The organism is Desulfatibacillum aliphaticivorans DSM 15576 (assembly GCF_000429905.1).
GTDB lineage: Bacteria > Desulfobacterota > Desulfobacteria > Desulfobacterales > Desulfatibacillaceae > Desulfatibacillum > Desulfatibacillum aliphaticivorans.
This window is the reverse complement of the sequence record NZ_AUCT01000001.1, coordinates 352,469-369,376: the sequence shown is the minus strand read 5'-3', so window position 1 is coordinate 369,376 and position 16,908 is coordinate 352,469. Positions and strand designations below refer to the sequence as shown.

Below are 16,908 nucleotides of genomic sequence, written 5' to 3'. Positions count from 1 at the left end.
GACATGCAGTATAAAGAATTGTACGACCGCCTGGTGCGGAGTCTGGAAATCCCGGGGATGAACATTCCAACCGCCTTTGTCAGGCTGTATAAGCATGCGGATAGCGTTCCCGGCCAGGTGCTGGAATATAACGTGGAGGAGGAAACCGTCACAAGCTGCCAGGCCATCCGCCACGCGACCCACGGCCACCCCGTGTATCTGACCCAGGAAAATTCGGGCTGCATTGCCGCGGCCATCAGTCTTGGCCTGGTGGACAAAAACCAGACCGAGCCTCTTCCCCGCCCCCGGTTGTACACCGAGCTCATGAAAACGCAAAGCAACCTGGGCAATGGGTTTAAACCGCCGTCCCCGGCCCAGTTTTCCTCCGGCGAGGTTTATGCATGCAAAGAACAGGGCAAGCCCTCTTTTTGCCTTTTCGGCGCCGAAGATTCAGGCCGGTTCAAAAACATAGAAACCGCCCGCAAGGCCATCAACTCCATGGCCGCCATTCAGCCGCCGGAAATGCAGGGCGTGTTTTTCTTCGGGCCGGATTATTCCAGGGAGCCTGTCGTCCCTCATGTGGTGGTCATGGCGGTCCGGCCCGTGGAGCTGACCCGGATTATCCAAGGCTACCAGTTTTTAACCGGGGATCCCATCAACGCCGTCCTAAGCCCCCTGCGGGCCATGGATTCCGATCTCATCGCCAGGCCTTACCTCACCGGGAAAATCAACGTGTCCTCCCTGTGCCTGGGCGCGCGCCTTGTGGCCGGCTTTGAAGGAGACCGCATGGGCCTGGGCGTTCCGTGGAAAAGTTTCGAAAAGCTGGTCAAAGGCATGGAAGCATCGCGCACCGGGTTTCCCTTTTCCCGCTATCCCGGCGCCAAACCTTTCCATGATGCGCCCAAAAAATAATGAGCGACCTGGATAGAGCACTGGAAATCGCCGTGCAGGCCCACAAAGGCCAAAAGGATAAAGCCGGGGCGCCGTACGTCCTCCATCCCCTGCGCCTCATGATGCGCATGCAATCCCCGGAAGCGCGCATGGCCGCCGTGCTCCACGACGTGGTGGAGGATACGGACTGGACTCTGGACGATTTAAAAAGGGAAGGGTTTTCCGAAGACGTTTTGGAAGCCCTTGATCATCTCACCTGGAGACAGGATGAAAAATATTGGGAATACATCGAACGATTGAAAAGCAACCCCCTGGCGAGGGTCATAAAGCTGGCGGATTTGGAGGATAACATGGACCTGACCCGCATCGCCCGGCCTTCGGCCAAGGATTTTGAAAGGGTCCGCAAATATCACAAAGCCTGGGCAAGGCTATCCTCCCAGGCTTGACGGCCATCCATGCATCCTGAGCGAGCGCCGTTGCATAGCTCGCCGCTTATTTCGGAAAGGGGGCGTCCCTAAAGACTTCAACCTTTCCCTCTCCGTAAATCTGATTCAACACGTCGTCGTCCCAGGCGCGTTTTGTCGGCCTGTTGATATACAACCCAATCAAGCCCGCCACGATGCACAGAATAAAGACTATGTCGGCCGCTCCAACTGTTTGCATGGTTTCCTCCCCGGTTGGTTTATTCAGATTTATAAACTTGGATGGTCTATCGGCGTTTTGGCCCGATTTCTTGAGCTCCAAATGCGTCATAGAGGAAATTTGCACGGCTCATCCAGGCGGCAGGGAAGGCGGTTTTTGCACGCCGATTGTGCGCCCACGCCTTCGCCGATGTAGATCGGACATCATCGCCTCAGGAATACTCTCGTTCTCATGCTTCGCGTGGGAATGCATATATAACTATATGAAATCAATTGTAATAATTGCACGAACGAAAGGATTTGAAACCCAAAAAAATCACCGCAAAAAAAGGCGCCGGATCGCCCTCCCTCACCCCGTCGCCGCATGCCGGGGCTGTCCTGAAAATGAAGGGCTTGCTCCGTTCCTCTTGCCCGTCGTTCCGCCCAAGGTCCTTTTGATTCCATTTTTTAGTTGGATGTTTTTTTGACACCCCCTTAAAAATCCCGTAGGAGTCCTCAAATTGAACCCCGGGTCATTGAAGAACTTGACTTTTTTGCTTTTACGTTATAGATAATTTCGTTCGTATCTGTCACCCGGACCATTAATCAAGGACAAAGTACAATGGCTTTATGGCGAGTCCCTTTAGACGCAGACCAGATAGAAGTGCCTCTTGGCATCGTGCATATCATCAAGGAACGCTGCAAAGGCTGCGGCTACTGCATCGAGTTCTGTCCCAAGGAAGTCCTGGAGTTCTCCAAGGAGTTCAACCAAAAGGGGTATCATCCCCCCAGGGTGAAAAAACCGGACGACTGCGTGAACTGCCACTACTGCGAAATCATCTGTCCTGAATTTGCCATCTATTCATTGGAAGCGGACAAGGAACAGGCTAACCAATAAAGGATAAACACCCATGAGACCCGCAGTTCTAACAGGGGAGCATTATATGACGGGCGACGTGGCTTGCGCCGAAGGCGCTTTGGCCGCGGGCTGCCTGTTTTTCGGGGGATACCCCATCACACCGGCGACGGAAGTGGCCGAACGCATGTCCCATCGCCTGCCCGAAATCGGGGGCACCTACATTCAGATGGAAGACGAAATCGCCGCCATGGCGTCCATCGTAGGGGCGTCCTGCGCCGGGGCAAAGAGCATGACTTCCACGTCGGGCCCTGGATTCTCCCTGATGATGGAAAACCTGGGCCTGGCCGTGATCACCGAAACGCCCTGCGTGGTGGTGAACGTGCAGCGGGCCGGTCCGTCCACGGGGCTGCCGACCCAAGGCGCCCAGGGAGACATGATGCAGGCCCGTTGGGGCTCCCACGGAGATTACGAGATCATCGCCATGGCGCCGGCCTCGGCCCAGGAGATTTTCTACCAGACCATCGACGCCTTTAACCTGGCGGAAAAATACCGGACCCCGGTCCTCATCATGACCGACGAAGTCATCGGCCACATGAGCGAGCGCGTGGTCATACCCGACGCCAGGGAAATCAAGACCATCGAGCGGGTCAAGGCCAAGGGCCGCAAGGACAGGTATCGGCCATACGCCGCCGGCGATCTGGGCGTGCCTCCCATGGCCAACGCGGGCGACGGCTACAAGGTGCATGTCACCGGCCTGACCCACGACGAAATGGGATACCCGGCCATGACCGTGGAAGCCCAGGCCGCCATGATGGAACGGCTCATGGGCAAGATTCAGAATAACCGGGACGACATCATCCGCTACGAAGAGTTTATGATCGAGGACGCGGATTATATAATAGTCACCTACGGAGTATCCGCCCGCACCGGCAGGGCCGCCGTGGAAGAAGCCCGGGCCCAGGGAATCAAGGTCGGAATGCTCAGGCTTATTACGGTCTGGCCTTTCGCCGAGGAAAAAATCCGGGACCTGGCCTCCAAGGCCAAAGGCATGGTCACGGTGGAAATCAACCTGGGGCAGGTGCATCTGGAAGTGGAGCGCTGCGTGGCAGGCCGCGTTCCCGTCAAACTGGTGGGCCACCCCGGCGGCACGCTGATCTCGCCCGATACGGTAATCCACACAATCAAGCAGGAGTTTGGGGTATGACAACAGCCCAGGAAGCACAAAGGGAGGCCTCCCGCCATCCCTTGGACGATCTTTTGCGCACCGAGCGCATTCCGCACATCTGGTGCCCGGGATGCGGCATAGGCACGGCCTTTTCCTCCTGCCTCATGGGCATGAAGGAAAGCGGAATCGACCTGGATAACACGGTCATGGTGTCGGGCATAGGCTGCTCGGGCCGCGGCGCCGGGTACGTCAAGCTGGATTCGTACCACACCACCCACGGCCGGGCCATCCCCTTCGCCACCGGCATGAAACTGGCCAACACCGACTTGAACGTGGTGGTTTTTTCCGGCGACGGAGACCTCTTCGCCATCGGCGGCAACCATTTTATACACGCCGCCCGCCGCAACGTGGACCTGACCGTGGTGTGCGTCAACAATTTCAATTACGGCATGACAGGCGGACAGGTGGCCGCAACCACGCCCCATTTGGCCAAGACCACCACGACTCCGCTGGGCAACCCCGATTCGCCCTTTAACCTGCCCCTGCTGGCATACGCCTGCGGAGCAAGCTATGTGGCCAGATGGACCACCCTCCACGCCCGGGATCTGACCAGCGCCATCATCGAAGCCCTGGCCAATCCGGGCTTCTCCTTCGTGGAAGTCCTGGCGCCATGCCCCATTAACTACGGCAGGCGGAACAAGGAAAAACCCTTGGACACCCTGCGTCTGTTCCAGGAAAAGAGCATCATTAAAAACGACGCCCATCCCACCGAACTGGATGTGGACTGGGAGCGCGGCGTGGTTCTGGGAACCTTTGTGAACAACCCCAGGCCCTGCTCTACGGACATGTACGACAAAGTTTGCAGGCTTGAAGAGAAGCCCGCTAAGAAATCAGCTGCCTGATAGGATATAACATGCAGAAATTAGAAGTGATAATCACGGGTTTCGGAGGCCAGGGAATCGTCCTTGCAGGCAGGATTCTCGGCCAGGCCGCGTCCCTGGGGGATCACAAGGAAAGCACCCTGATCCAGTCGTACGGCCCGGAATCCCGGGGCGGCGCCTGCAGCGCTCAGGTGATCATTTCCGATGGGACCATCAATTATCCCTACGTGCGTCAGCCGGACATTTTGGCCGCCATGTCCCAGGCGGGCTTTGACAAGTTTGTGGATCAGGTCAGGCCCGAAGGGTTCATTCTCATTGACCAGGATCTGGTCAAGCCCAAGGGCCTGGACAGGGACTATTTCGCGGTGCCTTCCACCCGCATGGCCGAGGAGCTGGGGCGCAAGATGATGGCCAACATCATCATGATCGGCTTTATCACCGCCGTCACCCAGGCCTCCACCCTGGAGGCCACCCGCGAAACCGTGACCAAATCCGTCCCCAAAGGCACGGAGGAAATGAACATAAAAGCCTTCAGCAAGGGCTATGATTATGGCCTGTCCCTGCTTAAAGCCCGGGATAAGAAGGCTTCCGGACAATCAGGAGCCCTCGCATGAAAAGAGCCAAAGACAGGCTTCACCGGGTCGTGGTCCTGGGAGCCACCCCTTCGGGGATTGCAGCCGCAAACAAATTGGGAGAACTGGGCGTGCCCGTCACTTTAGTGGATTCGGAGCCCGATCTTCACGAGAAGCTTTCCCAGGATAAATGGCGCCTGGATTCGGGCATGGCTTTTTCCTACGCCCACCGTTCCGGGTTGATGCGCATCATGCGCAACCAGTCCATTAAATGCATATTGCCCGGCGAGGTGACCGGCATCAAACACACCGCCCAGGGATTCGCCGTCAAAATAAACACCCTGCCGCAATACGTGGACCCGGAGCGCTGCACCCTGTGCGGAAAATGCGTGGAAGCATGCCCCGTAACCTCCGCCGACGGCTGCAGGCCCATTGTTTTTTCAGGCAATCGCAACCTGCCCGGGCGGCCTATTATCGACAAGCGCCAGCGCCCCTTGTGCCAGGATTCCTGCCCTCTGGGCGTAAACGCCCAAGGCTACGTGGCCCTGGCCGGCGCCGGAAGGTTCTCCAAAGCCCTGGACCTGATTCGCAGGGACAACGTCCTCCCCGGCATCTGCGGCAGAGTCTGCACTCATCCCTGCGAGGACGCCTGCAGACGGGGCGATGTGGACGGCGCCGTGGCCATTCGCGATATCAAGCGTTTTGTGGCGGATAAAGGCAGCGACGCAGCTCCTCAGGTCGCCGGGAAAAAAGACAAGAAAATCGCCGTCATCGGCTCCGGTCCTGCGGGCATAGCCGCCGCGGCCGATTTCGCCCGTCAGGGCGTGGCCGTTACGGTCTTTGAGAAGGAAAAAGAAGTGGGCGGCCTGCTGCGCTACGGCATCGGCCCCCATCGCCTGCCCAGGAGCATCCTGGATAAGGACCTGGAATACGTCAAAGCCCTTGGCGTGGAATTCGTTACGGGCAAGGAAATCGATTTTTCCAAGGACCTGGAAGACCTGACGCACCAATACGACGCCGTGCTTATCACAACCGGCTCCTGGAAAGACCGGAAGCTGGGCGCCAAAGGCGAAGACTGCCAGGGCGTGACCGGTTGCCTGGATTTCCTGAACAACCTGTACCGCAACGATGCGCCTGCAATTAAAAAGGGCGAAAAGCTGGCCGTGATCGGCGACGGAAACTCCGCATTTGACGCCGCCAGGGCCGCCCGCCGCCTTGGCGCGGACGTGACCATTGTGTCCTGGTTCGCCAAGGACGCCATTCCCGCGGACGCCGAGGAAGTGCACGGCGCTTTGGCCGAAGGCATCGACATTGTGGACGAAGTGAGGGTGGTGGAATTCGTGCAGGATAAGGGCAAAATCAAAAGCCTGCTGTGCAAGCCCACCGAGCCCGGCCCGGCGGACGCCAACGGAATTTGCTGGCCGGTTGTGAAAAAGGACGGCGACGCAAGGGAACTGGCATTTGACAAGGTGATCGTGGCCATCGGCCAGGTGGGCCCCTTTTTGGAAGGCGCCAAGATCGCCCTGGAAACCACGGATTACGGATTCATCAAAATCTACGATGAGAGCCAGACCAGCATGCCCGGAGTTTACGCGGCGGGCGATGCCGTCAACGGACCCACCACCGTGGTCAGATCCATGGCTTCCGGCCGTTCCACCGCCGACGCCATTTGCGAAAACCTGCTTGGCTACTCCTTTATCGCCAAATCAGGCCGTCCCGTGGACAAGGATTTTTGCGCCATCCCGGCCAACATGGCCCATGTAAAACGTTGCGTCATGCCCGAAGCGGACGCCAAGGACCGCATCGGCTCCTTTGTGGAAGTAGCCCAGGGCCTGACCGAAACCCAGGTCTTGAACGAAGCAGGGCGCTGCCTCCAGTGCGGCGTTTGCTCCGAATGCCTGGAGTGCATGGACGCTTGCGGCCCGGTGATTCACGCTATTCGCCACGACGCCGTGGCCAAAGAGGACGCCGAACACGCGGGCGTGCTGATTATCGCCGATCCCGACATGGCGCCGGGCGTCAGGGGCGAGGACGTCATCCGCGCTTACGGGCCTCCCACGGCCAAGACCAACGTTTATAACATGATCACCCGCGGCTTTGCCGCCGCAGGCAAGGCCATGGCTTTTCTGGCCCGCACATCCCAGCGCCCCAAAGGCTACGGCGTGCCGTTCGCCGCGCCCGACCCGGGCCTGTCCCCGTCCGTAAGGACCGGGGTTTTCGTCTGCCGTTGCAACGGGTCCATGGGCTGGGACGAACAAATGGACGCCTACGTGGAGAGCCTCACCCAAAGGCCCGACGTGGTATACGCAGAAATCCTGGAATCCGCCTGCATCCCCGAAGGAAGCGAGCACATTGTGCGCACGGTCCGGGAAAAAGGCATATCCCGCGTGGTCCTGGCCTCCTGCGTCTGCTGCCCCCTGGACTTTGTGTGCACGGCCTGCACCGATCAACGCAGCCGGTTGAAAGACGCCCTGTTCAAAGGCACGGGGATCAGCCGCTCCATGGTGGAAACCTGCAACCTGCGCGGTGAGGTTTTGCCCCTGCTTGCAAGGGGCGGGGACATCGCCGTGGACGCTTTCAAGGGCCTTTTGGAACGCTCCCTCAAACGGGCGGCCAAGCTCAAGCCCTTGCCCACGCCTTTGCGCAATTACAACTTCACCACTGCCGTGGTTGGGCAGTCGGAGTCCGCCATCAACTCCGCGCTTACCCTGGCCGAAGCCGGGCTGGAAGTGCTCTTGATGGGCGGGCCGTCCAAACCTCTGGAAAAAATTCAGGACCATCCCAACATTCACAGTTTTGCGGGATCTTCGGTCAAGGCCATCTCCGGCAACCTGGGCAACTTCCGGGTGCTGGTGCAAACCGGGGACGGCGGAACCCAGGCCCTGAACGTGGGCTCGGTCATTCTCGGCCAGCAGGCCTTGCGGCAAACGCCGTACCTGGCCCAGGAAGGCATGCAGGGAAGGCCGGCCGTTGCAACCATGCAGAAAAAAGGCGAGTCCGGCGTGCCCTTTCTCTTTCCGGGCGCCACTTCCATTGCTGGCCTGTTTACGTCCAGTCCTCCGGGCATTCACGTGTCCGACAGGAAAAAAGGCGCGGCCACGGCCGTCCTGGCTGCTTCGGTCATGCCGAGAGGTCCCAGGCAGAACAAGGGGTACACCTCCTGCGTGGATGCAGACCGCTGCCGGGGCTGCGGAAGCTGCGTGGCCGTCTGTCCGTACCAGGCCATCGGCCTTAAGCAGAACACGGTGGGCGGTTGGTACGCCTTTGTGGATGAGGCCCTGTGCAAGGGCTGCGGAAACTGCATCAGCGTATGCCCGAACAATGCGGCGGACTCCCCGTATCGCAACCAGAAATACCTGGAGCAAATGCTGGAGGAGGTCCTGTAGCCCCCTTGCTGAAAGGGCAGGGCAGGGCGGGGTAGGGCGAAAATAATGACGCTCATAACGTCAAGCTAGGGAGCGCTCACAAATAAAGTGCAGCAGGCTGCCGGGCATCCACCCACTCTATTATAAAAAATGCAGACGGCGGGAGTCGAACCCGCGTCCGGAATATCAATCAACTAAGGTATGGCAAATGGGAAACGATCAGGCGAAAAAGGATCTTAAAATTATACTGTTCCTCTGCAGTTGGGGGCCTCATGCGGCGTTCCAGCAGCTTCAGGACAAGGACTGCCGGATTCCGGCCCAGGTCAAAATGGTGCGCATCCCATGTTCCGGCAGGGTGAGCAAAGCCCTTTTGTTCAAGCCCTTTGAAATGGGCGCGGACGGCGTGGCTTTGATTGGCTGCGGCTCCGGCGCCTGCCGCTACGGCGTGGGCTCCATTACTGCGGAAAGAAACACGGCCGACACCCGGCGGATTCTGGATTTGTTGGGGCTCAGCAGAAAACGGCTGCGTCTGGCCGCCTTTTCCCCGGAAGATCCCCAGGGCCTGTTGGATTTTCTCAACGATTTCGTCGAGGAAGTGGCTGCCATCGGCAAAAGCCCGGTGCAAAGGCCTTCCAAACCGGAACAGCCGGCGGACTCCAAAGCCGTCATCAAGGAGATCATCCAGAAGCACGACGTGTATGCGTGCCAGGATTGCGGCAAGTGCTCCTCGGCATGCTCCCTGACCCTGGCGGGCAAGCAGTATTCGCCCCGGGCCATGGCTAACGCCATCATCGGCGGCAAGCTGGACGATCCCCAGGTGCAAAAGGACGTGTGGGCCTGCCTGACTTGCGGCATTTGCTACGACAGATGCCCCTCGGCGGTCAACTTTCCGGAATTCATCCGGGACGTGCGCGCCGTGCTAAAGAGCTCCAATGGAAACGGCAATGAAGCCCACGGCGGCTTCTTCGGCTCCCTGGCCCGCACCATGACCTCTCCGGAGCTCAAAGGGCGTCACTGGCACTGGTTGCCCGAGGACATCAAGACCGATGCCCAGAGCAAGGTGCTTTTTTTCGGCGGATGCGCTCCCTATTTTGACGTGTTCTTCAAAAATCACCTGGCGCCTGCGACGCTCGACAGCCTCAAGGACAGCCTGCGGCTTCTGAACTTTTTCGACGTTCACCCCATTTTGCTGGACGACGAACGCTGCTGCGGGCACGATCTTCTGTGGACCGGGGACCGGGAGAACTTCCTCAAGCTGGCCAAACTCAATATCGAGGCCATTGCAGAGTCCGGCGCGGAGGAAGTGATCGTTTCCTGCCCTGAGGGATACCGCACATTCGTTAAAGACTACCCCGAAGCGGGCCTGGAAATGCCTTTTAAAGTGACCCACATCCACGAATTTTTGGAGCGGGAAATCTCCAAGGGCTCCGTGGGCTTCAAACCCCTGGATAAAAAGATCACCTTCCAGGATTCCTGCCGCCTGAGCCGTCACATGGAAATGACGGACTCGGCCAGAAAGCTCATAAACCGCCTGGCGCCCGAATCGTTTACGGAAATGCAGGACTCCGGCGCCGGCGCCATCTGCTGCGGCAATTGCGGCTGGAGCGGATGCGACTCATTCTCCAAGGCCTTGCAGGTGAAAAGACTCAGGCAGGCCAAGGAAACCCAGGGCGACCTGCTGGTGACCTCGTGTCCCAAATGCCAGGTGCACTTGCGTTGCGCCATGCAGGACCCCTTCTTTGGGAAAGATCTGGAAATAGAAATGATGGATTTGACCAGCGTTATGGCGAAAACCATTTGTTGGGAATAAGGACCGAATTATTATGGAAGCACACAGGTTTGTAGCGCCAGCCCAGCCCGGCCAGGAAGTCCGCATAGGCGTTTACGTCTGCAAATGCGGCGCGAACATCGGCAAGGTGGTGGACTGCAGGAAAGTGGCTGACAGCGTCGCGAACATGGACGGCGTGGTCGTGGCCAAGGATGTGGGGTACGCCTGCTCCGAGCCCGGCCAGCAGCAGATCAAGGACGATATCAAGGATTTGAACCTGGACCGCATCGTGGTGGCTTCATGCTCTCCCAGGCTTCACGAGCCCACCTTCCGGCAAATGCTGGTGTCCGCGGGCTTGAACCCTTATCTGCTGGAAATGGCCAACCTCAGGGAGCAATGCTCCTGGGTGCATATGCACGAACCCGAGGCGGCCACGGACAAGGCCATCGACCTTGTTAAAATGTCCATTTCCCGCGTGAGCCTGCTGGCCCCCTTGCAGGAGGAGACCATCCCCCTGACCAAAAAGACCTTGGTCCTGGGCGGCGGCGTGGCCGGCATTCAGGCGGCCCTGGATCTGGCGGACAACGGATTTGACGTAGTGCTTGTGGAAAAACAGCCTTCCATTGGAGGGGTCATGGCCCAGTTGGACAAGACCTTTCCAACCATGGACTGCTCCATCTGAATTTTGGGGCCTAAAATGACGGATGCCGGTCGGCATCCCCGAATCACGCTGTATACCATGAGTGAAGTTACCGACGTAAAAGGTTACGTTGGCAACTTTGAAGTCAATATCCTTAAAAAAGCCCGTTACGTTGTGGAAGGCGAATGCACGGCGTGCGGAGAATGCGCCAAGGTGTGCCCTGTGGTCCGGCCCGATGAGTTCAATCTGGGCCTGTCCTCCCGCAAAGCCATATACTCGCCCTTCCCGCAGGCGGTGCCGTCCTCGTATGTGATCAACATCAACGAGTGCCTGGGGGACAACCCCTCGGTGTGCGCCAAGTGCGTCCAGGCATGCGAGAAGAACTGCATCAACTTCCACATGTCGGACGAGCAGATCATGGAGAAAGTCGGCTCCATTGTGGTGGCCACGGGCCTTTCGCCCTACGATCCCACGGAGCACGACGAGTACGGATACACCCGGTTCCAGAACGTTTTGACCAGCCTGGAATTCGAACGCCTGATCAACGCTGGCGGCCCGTCCCAGGGCGAGGTGGTCCGGCCCACGGACCGGAAAATACCCAAGTCGGTCGGGTTTATCCAGTGCGTAGGCTCCCGGAGCGCACGCAAAGGCGCGGCGTATTGCTCCAATATCTGCTGCATGAACACTGTCAAGTCCACTCTCATGCTCAAGGAGCATTACCCGGACATCGACGTAAAGGTGTTTTACATTGACATCCGCGCTTTTGGCAAAGGCTTCGAGGACCTGTATCTGCGGTCCCGCAGGCTGGGAACCAATTATGTGCGCGGCCTCCCCGGAAGCGTGGAGGAAAACCCCGACGGCGGGCTGTCCGTAGCCGTGGAAAACACCGTCACCGGCAAGCTGGAAATCCACGACCTGGACATGCTGGTTCTGGCCGTGGGCCTGGAGCCCGCTCCCAGCACCCAGCGTTTGCAGGAAATGCTCGGCCTTCAGCTTACCCCGGACGGATTCTTCCTGGAAGCCCATCCCAAACTCCAGCCCGTGGACGCAGCCACTCGCGGCGTGTTCTACGCCGGATGCGCGGAAGGCCCCAAGGATATCAAGGAATCCGTAACCCAGGCCAGCGCAGCCGCGGCCCGCGCTATTCGGATCATGCACAAAGGCGAAATCACCACCGAACCCATTACCTCGGAAGTGATCACCGAGCACTGCAAGGCTTGCGGCAAGTGCGCCGAGGTCTGCCCGTACAACGCCATTTCCGTGGATCCAAAAAAGAAGATCCCGGCCGTGGTCAATACGGCGGCCTGCGCAGGCTGCGGAACCTGCGGCGCCGAATGCCCCTTTGGCGCCATCACCATGAATCACTACACGGACGCCCAGATCACCAATCAGGTGGACACAATGCTGTCGGAGGATCCCAAGTCCAAGATTCTGGTTTTCGCCTGCAACTGGTGCTCCTACGCGGGCGCGGACTACGCCGGCGTATCCCGCTTGCAGTATCCCGCCAACGTGCGCCTGATACGCACCATGTGCTCAGGCCGCGTAGACGAGGAATTCGTGTGGAGAGGCTTTGAACTGGGCGCCCCCGCCGTTTTGGTTTCCGGCTGCCATATCGGCGACTGTCATTACATAGACGCCAACCATTGGACGGAAAAACGCATCAACAAGATGTGGAAAAAAATGGAAAAAATGGGCATCCGCAAGGAGCGCCTCCAACTGGAATGGATCAGCGCAGCCGAAGGCATCCGGTTCGCCCAGGTCATGCAGCGTATGGAGGATCTGCGCAACAGCGTCACCCAGGAGGAAATCTACGAGACCGTGGAAGCCCTGAAAAAGCGCAAGAAAAAGGCGAGCCATTAAGAATAAATAAGTCGGGGGACTGTTTTTTCAATAGGTTCCGCGCCTGACACAATTTATTGCACCATCCCAAAGGCCCTGGCGACCCCAGGGCCTTTGTTGTTTGCGTGAGCCGAATAAGAAACCTGGAAAAATAGCAGGCAGCCTGGAATGGCATTTTTTGATTTTACTGCACAAGCTGTCTTTGATTTGTAGCGGCAGGCCCCGCGCCTGCCATAGACCGCCCATTGCGCGTCCCAAAGGCGCCCACAGGGGGGCGCGTCTACACTGACTTACAACCACTATCCTTCCAACTTCTCGTTCCCATGCTTCGCGTGGGAATTTATATATAACCATTTGAAATTATATTAATTTTTTGAATTAAGCCGGTTGTTGATGCCGTGGGCGGCCCAGGCAAAGCAGTATCTTGCCTGGGCGCGTGAGCGCAAAAGGTGCGACCCGTTTGGTGATAGAAACCATGAGATTCCTGCGGACGAAGGCCCAATCTAAAACCAATCAAAATCACGAATTCAACCCAGTCCCTCAGCCGCCGCTCTTTCCTGATTCCTACAATCTTTCCTGGCCGCACCTATTGTTGCTTCGCAACTCGGCAGCAAACTACGCTGCCAGCGCCGCCCGAAAAAAGGAGGGCCGGGAATCTTCACTGTTTCTTGCCACCTGGTAACGTGAATCCGCAGTGTAGGAACAGGGCTTGCCCTGCCCGAAAACGAGCTTTGCTCGTTTTTTAAGCACAGCAAGCTGTGCGCCTACACTGTTTCATGAATCCAAATAGGTTGAATTTTGCAGGGTGTCCGTGGGCGCGTAAGCGCAAAAGGTGCGGCTCCTTGGGTTGATGGAAGTTGTGAAATTTTGGCGGGCGAAGTAACTATCCGAAGCCTGATCAAGGCAGGGATTCAATCTATTCTGTACGCCCGCTAAATATTCCCAATTTTTAATAACTTTCCCGGTCGCGCCTTGTGTTTCTTCGAAACCCAGGCATCAAACTGCGATGCCTGGGCCACCCTAAAAGCAAAAAGACTGGGACTCTAAACAAGGCATTTGATCAGCCGGACATACATAATTTCCACCCTCTTTCCCGGTCGCCTTATTGACCGTTCGGCCCCCGGCATTACATGCCGCGGCTGGCCGCCATACTAAATCGCGGGGGTTGGATTTGACTTGCATAGGCGAGTTTTTGTGCATTTCTATAAATGATACTGGAAATGGCAGTAATAACCTGTTATATTAACGCCCGTCAGCGATGCCAGCCATGTATTGATTTGATCAAAGCAAAGCTGGATTATATTCATAACACCAAGAAAAGGGGTGGTGATTTAAATGCTTGATTTTATTATTAGTATTCTGCCTTCAATCCCTTTGCTCCTCATAGGCATTTTTTTATTGCTTAAACCCCTCGCCGTTGCAGGGTTCATGGGAAAGCTCTATTGGAGCCTCAGTCAATTTACTATGAAGAACAAGACCGAAGAGACCCGCAAGTTATTCTTTGGGGAAAGAACCCTGTTGTTCCGGCTATTGGGAGGAATAATTGTAGGTTTTTGGATTGCATCGATCGCAGCAAGATATCGTGCTATATAGCTAATTTTTTTATGAAAATATTATATAGAGATTAAGATGCTCCAAATACAATGGTCGTATGATTTCCCAGTATGTTCATTGTGAAAGTTGGGGATATCGCCTTATGTACTCGCCCACGCGACGCAGCAAAAAAATTGGATTGACCCAAGGGGGGAGGGTAAAAAACGGCAAGCCATTAGAAAAATGGTCCCGGTTTTTACTTGCCTCAACGTGGAGAAAACTTTCGGAAGAAGGCGGCGAACTGAAAATAATCCGGGAAAATCCGTCCAGGGATTATTTTCATCCATGCACGCATGACGAGGTCCAAGCGGTCATGGACCAATTGCCAAGCGACGTGACAGCCGATGTTCGCGCAATCATCCTGCGGCGCATTCCCAAGATGGATGAAAAACGCTTTGTCGACGCCCGAAAAATTTATCGCTGCATTATCCTGAACGCCTTCCCTCGCGATTTAAAAATGCCTTGGCCGTATAAGCCGGACCAGGCGACCTTCAAACACATGAACAGGTGGTGCGACGACTGGATTGAAGAGAACGGCGCCTGGTTTCTTCAATGGAACCGTTCGGCCGCACGGGATTATTACCTCTATCATGTTTTGTTGCACGAGATCGGGCACATCAATGATTGGTTTCATTCCAGGCCGAGCAAGCGGGAGGACTTTGCGGAAAACTTCGCCCTGGAATGGGCCGCAAAACTTGGAAAATTGTGATTCGCTATAGCATCCTGCGGCTGGCCTGAAATTGGCTCGCCGTAGATAAAATTCAGCCGTCGCTGATGATGGGCGGCCGCAGCAGGGCAGTATCCTGCCGGGGCGCGCCAGCGCAGAAGGTGCGACATTGTGCATTCGGGTAACGCCTTGAAACTCCGCCGGATGAACCCCCTATCCAAAACAGTATTCAATACTTTTAATAGTCCCCGGACGCTTTCCCTTTCAGGCCGCTGACGATTTCCACGCCCGCGCCTGCGCCAATGCGGGTTGCGCCAGCCTCAATCATGGCTATGGCCGTCTTGGCGTCCTTGATGCCGCCGCTGGCTTTCACGCCCATATACGGCCCAACGGTATCCCGCATGAGGGCGATGTCCTCCAGGGTCGCGCCGCCCGTGGAAAAGCCCGTGCTGGTTTTGACGAAATCCGCGTCAGCAGCTTTGGCGATCCGGCAAGCCCGGGCTTTTTCCTCGTCCGACAGGAGGCAGGTTTCGATGATCACTTTCAGGATGATCGGCAAGGGCGCGGCGTCCCGCACCGCTTTTATGTCGTTGAATACAGCGTCAAAATCTCCGGACTTCAAGGCCCCCACGTTGATAACCATGTCCAGTTCGGCCGCGCCGTCCCTGACCGCCTGTTTGGCCTCAAAGGCCTTGGCCGCCGTGCTCATGGCGCCCAGGGGGAAGCCCACCACCGCGCAGGCCTCCACGCTGGTTCCCTTCAGTTTTTCCGCAACATAGGAAACCTTGCACGAGTTCACGCACACGGAGCGGAATTGATGCAGGATCGCCTCCTCGCAAATTTTATCGAAAGCCGAAAGCGGCGCTTCGGGCTTCAACAAAGTGTGGTCGATGTATTGGGCCAGGTCCCTGGGGCTCATGGCCGGCGCCTGGGATTCAGCCGTTTGAATGTCAGACAAAATTTTCGGGTCAAGCCCGCTTGCGTCGGGAAAGCTGGACTGGGTGCCCTGGCCGCACACGCTGACAGCCGCGATTTTATTGGCCCGGTTGATGGCGACCTCCAGGGATTTTCCCGCAGCCAGGAAAAAAGCCAGACTGCCCACAAAACAGTCTCCGGCGCCGGTGGTGTCGATGGCCTCGACCTTTTGGGTGGGAATATGCTTGGCGCCGTTTTCGTCAACCAGCAGGCATCCCCGTTCCCCCAGGGTGAGGATCACCGTCTTGGGGCCGCGATCCAGCAAGGCCCTGGCCGCCGCTTCTGCCTGCTCCATGGTTTCCACGGGCATGCCGGTGAGGATTTCCGTCTCGCTTTCATTGGGGCAGAAGATGTCGCTGAGTTGATACAGTTCATCCGGCAGGCCGGGCCTGGCCGGGGCCGGATTGAATATGGTCGGCACGTTGTTTTTTCGGGCGATGCGGAGGGCTTCCAGGTTCAGGTCCATGGGGATTTCCAACTGGCAAACGAGCACGCTGGATTCGGCAATGACTTTTTCGGCGGCCCGGATTTCCTCCAGGGAAAGCAGGTCGTTGGCGCCCGTGACGATGATGATGGAATTGGCGCCGTTATCGTCTACGGCAATGGGCGCCACTCCGGAAAAAGCCTCTTCCGTAAAATGGACGTGACTCACGTTGACTCCCAGCTTCTTGAAGTTGGCCAGGGTGTTCTCGCCGAAAACGTCCCGGCCCAGCTTGCCCACCATGGCGACCTCGCCGCCCAGCTTTGCGGCCATGACAGCCTGATTGGCGCCTTTGCCCCCAAAGCCCATGGAGAACTTCTTGCCGTGCAGGGTCTGCCCCAGGACGGGAAGCCTTTCCACGTAGCTGATCAGGTCAATATTGCATGCTCCCACAACGCATATTTTTGGTCCGGTCATCAAATCCCCCTCTGTTTTGGATAAAGGCACACTAATTCTACTTATGGTAAAATTTATCACAGGCACAAAAAAATATCACCCAAAAACATTCGTCTCCCTGATTTTGTTTTTTACAGGGCTCTGTTTGTTCCGTATCAAAGGAGAGATTATTCTGCAAAAAACGAAATACATGCGCTCCGCGCTCGGCGGGATATTG

Annotated in this window: 12 protein-coding genes; 10 read left to right on the top strand and 2 right to left on the bottom strand. The window is 57.1% G+C overall.

The annotated features are described in order from the left end of the window. The first annotated feature begins 3 nt into the window (after positions 1 to 3). A complete protein-coding gene (locus tag G491_RS0101645) occupies positions 4 to 891 on the top strand; it encodes a DUF169 domain-containing protein (protein WP_028313346.1) in 888 nt (295 codons plus the stop codon). Further along, a complete protein-coding gene (locus tag G491_RS0101640; RefSeq protein WP_028313345.1) occupies positions 891 to 1,316 on the top strand; it encodes an HD domain-containing protein in 426 nt (141 codons plus the stop codon). Before G491_RS0101645 ends, G491_RS0101640 begins: the two co-directional genes overlap by 1 nt. Positions 1,317 to 1,362: 46 nt before the next feature. On the opposite strand, the gene G491_RS0101635 is transcribed toward G491_RS0101640, so the two are convergent. Continuing rightward, positions 1,363 to 1,533 carry a hypothetical protein gene (locus G491_RS0101635; RefSeq protein WP_012610763.1) on the bottom strand — a complete coding sequence of 57 codons (171 nt, stop codon included), beginning with the start codon at positions 1,531 to 1,533 and terminating at the stop codon, positions 1,363 to 1,365. A gap of 579 nt (positions 1,534 to 2,112) precedes the next feature. Between G491_RS0101635 and G491_RS0101625 the strand changes: the two genes are divergently transcribed. From G491_RS0101625 to G491_RS0101585, 8 genes are all read left to right on the top strand, one after another. Then, positions 2,113 to 2,388: a 4Fe-4S dicluster domain-containing protein gene (locus tag G491_RS0101625; protein WP_012610762.1), complete on the top strand. Its 276-nt coding sequence runs from the start codon at positions 2,113 to 2,115 to the stop codon at positions 2,386 to 2,388. A 13-nt stretch (positions 2,389 to 2,401) separates the two neighbouring features. Then, positions 2,402 to 3,553: a 2-oxoacid:acceptor oxidoreductase subunit alpha gene (locus G491_RS0101620; RefSeq protein ID WP_028313342.1), complete on the top strand. Its 1,152-nt coding sequence runs from the start codon at positions 2,402 to 2,404 to the stop codon at positions 3,551 to 3,553. Then, on the top strand, positions 3,550 to 4,416 hold the full coding sequence (locus tag G491_RS0101615; RefSeq protein ID WP_028313341.1) for a 2-oxoacid:ferredoxin oxidoreductase subunit beta: 867 nt from the start codon (positions 3,550 to 3,552) through the stop codon (positions 4,414 to 4,416). Before G491_RS0101620 ends, G491_RS0101615 begins: the two co-directional genes overlap by 4 nt. Positions 4,417 to 4,427: 11 nt before the next feature. Further along, positions 4,428 to 5,009: a 2-oxoacid:acceptor oxidoreductase family protein gene (locus tag G491_RS0101610; RefSeq protein WP_028313340.1), complete on the top strand. Its 582-nt coding sequence runs from the start codon at positions 4,428 to 4,430 to the stop codon at positions 5,007 to 5,009. Beyond that, a complete protein-coding gene (locus tag G491_RS0101605; protein ID WP_028313339.1) occupies positions 5,006 to 8,353 on the top strand; it encodes an FAD-dependent oxidoreductase in 3,348 nt (1,115 codons plus the stop codon). Before G491_RS0101610 ends, G491_RS0101605 begins: the two co-directional genes overlap by 4 nt. A 187-nt stretch (positions 8,354 to 8,540) precedes the next feature. Beyond that, positions 8,541 to 10,142, top strand: a complete 1,602-nt coding sequence (locus G491_RS0101600) for a hydrogenase iron-sulfur subunit (protein WP_028313338.1) — start codon at positions 8,541 to 8,543, stop codon at positions 10,140 to 10,142. Positions 10,143 to 10,155: 13 nt separating this feature from the next. Then, the gene (gene hdrA2, locus G491_RS29020) at positions 10,156 to 12,600 is read left to right on the top strand and encodes a CoB-CoM heterodisulfide reductase HdrA2 (protein WP_084511224.1); all 2,445 of its coding nucleotides are present in this window, start codon (positions 10,156 to 10,158) and stop codon (positions 12,598 to 12,600) included. A 1,885-nt stretch (positions 12,601 to 14,485) separates the two neighbouring features. Further along, the gene (locus G491_RS0101585; protein ID WP_157467908.1) at positions 14,486 to 14,881 is read left to right on the top strand and encodes a hypothetical protein; all 396 of its coding nucleotides are present in this window, start codon (positions 14,486 to 14,488) and stop codon (positions 14,879 to 14,881) included. 196 nt (positions 14,882 to 15,077) lie between these two features. On the opposite strand, the gene rbsK is transcribed toward G491_RS0101585, so the two are convergent. Continuing rightward, on the bottom strand, positions 15,078 to 16,712 hold the full coding sequence (gene rbsK, locus G491_RS36065) for a ribokinase (RefSeq protein ID WP_211239125.1): 1,635 nt from the start codon (positions 16,710 to 16,712) through the stop codon (positions 15,078 to 15,080). Positions 16,713 to 16,908 lie beyond the last annotated feature (196 nt).

Excerpts from the sequence above, each read along its gene's own strand:
- G491_RS0101645 (WP_028313346.1), top strand. The coding sequence starts at position 4 with ATGCAGTATAAAGAATTGTACGACCGCCTGGTGCGGAGTCTGGAAATC.
- G491_RS0101640 (WP_028313345.1), top strand. The coding sequence starts at position 891 with ATGAGCGACCTGGATAGAGCACTGGAAATCGCCGTGCAGGCCCACAAA.
- G491_RS0101635 (WP_012610763.1), bottom strand. The coding sequence starts at position 1,533 with ATGCAAACAGTTGGAGCGGCCGACATAGTCTTTATTCTGTGCATCGTG.
- G491_RS0101625 (WP_012610762.1), top strand. The coding sequence starts at position 2,113 with ATGGCTTTATGGCGAGTCCCTTTAGACGCAGACCAGATAGAAGTGCCT.
- G491_RS0101620 (WP_028313342.1), top strand. The coding sequence starts at position 2,402 with ATGAGACCCGCAGTTCTAACAGGGGAGCATTATATGACGGGCGACGTG.
- G491_RS0101615 (WP_028313341.1), top strand. The coding sequence starts at position 3,550 with ATGACAACAGCCCAGGAAGCACAAAGGGAGGCCTCCCGCCATCCCTTG.
- G491_RS0101610 (WP_028313340.1), top strand. The coding sequence starts at position 4,428 with ATGCAGAAATTAGAAGTGATAATCACGGGTTTCGGAGGCCAGGGAATC.
- G491_RS0101605 (WP_028313339.1), top strand. The coding sequence starts at position 5,006 with ATGAAAAGAGCCAAAGACAGGCTTCACCGGGTCGTGGTCCTGGGAGCC.
- G491_RS0101600 (WP_028313338.1), top strand. The coding sequence starts at position 8,541 with ATGGGAAACGATCAGGCGAAAAAGGATCTTAAAATTATACTGTTCCTC.
- G491_RS0101585 (WP_157467908.1), top strand. The coding sequence starts at position 14,486 with ATGGACCAATTGCCAAGCGACGTGACAGCCGATGTTCGCGCAATCATC.
- rbsK (WP_211239125.1), bottom strand. The coding sequence starts at position 16,712 with ATGACCGGACCAAAAATATGCGTTGTGGGAGCATGCAATATTGACCTG.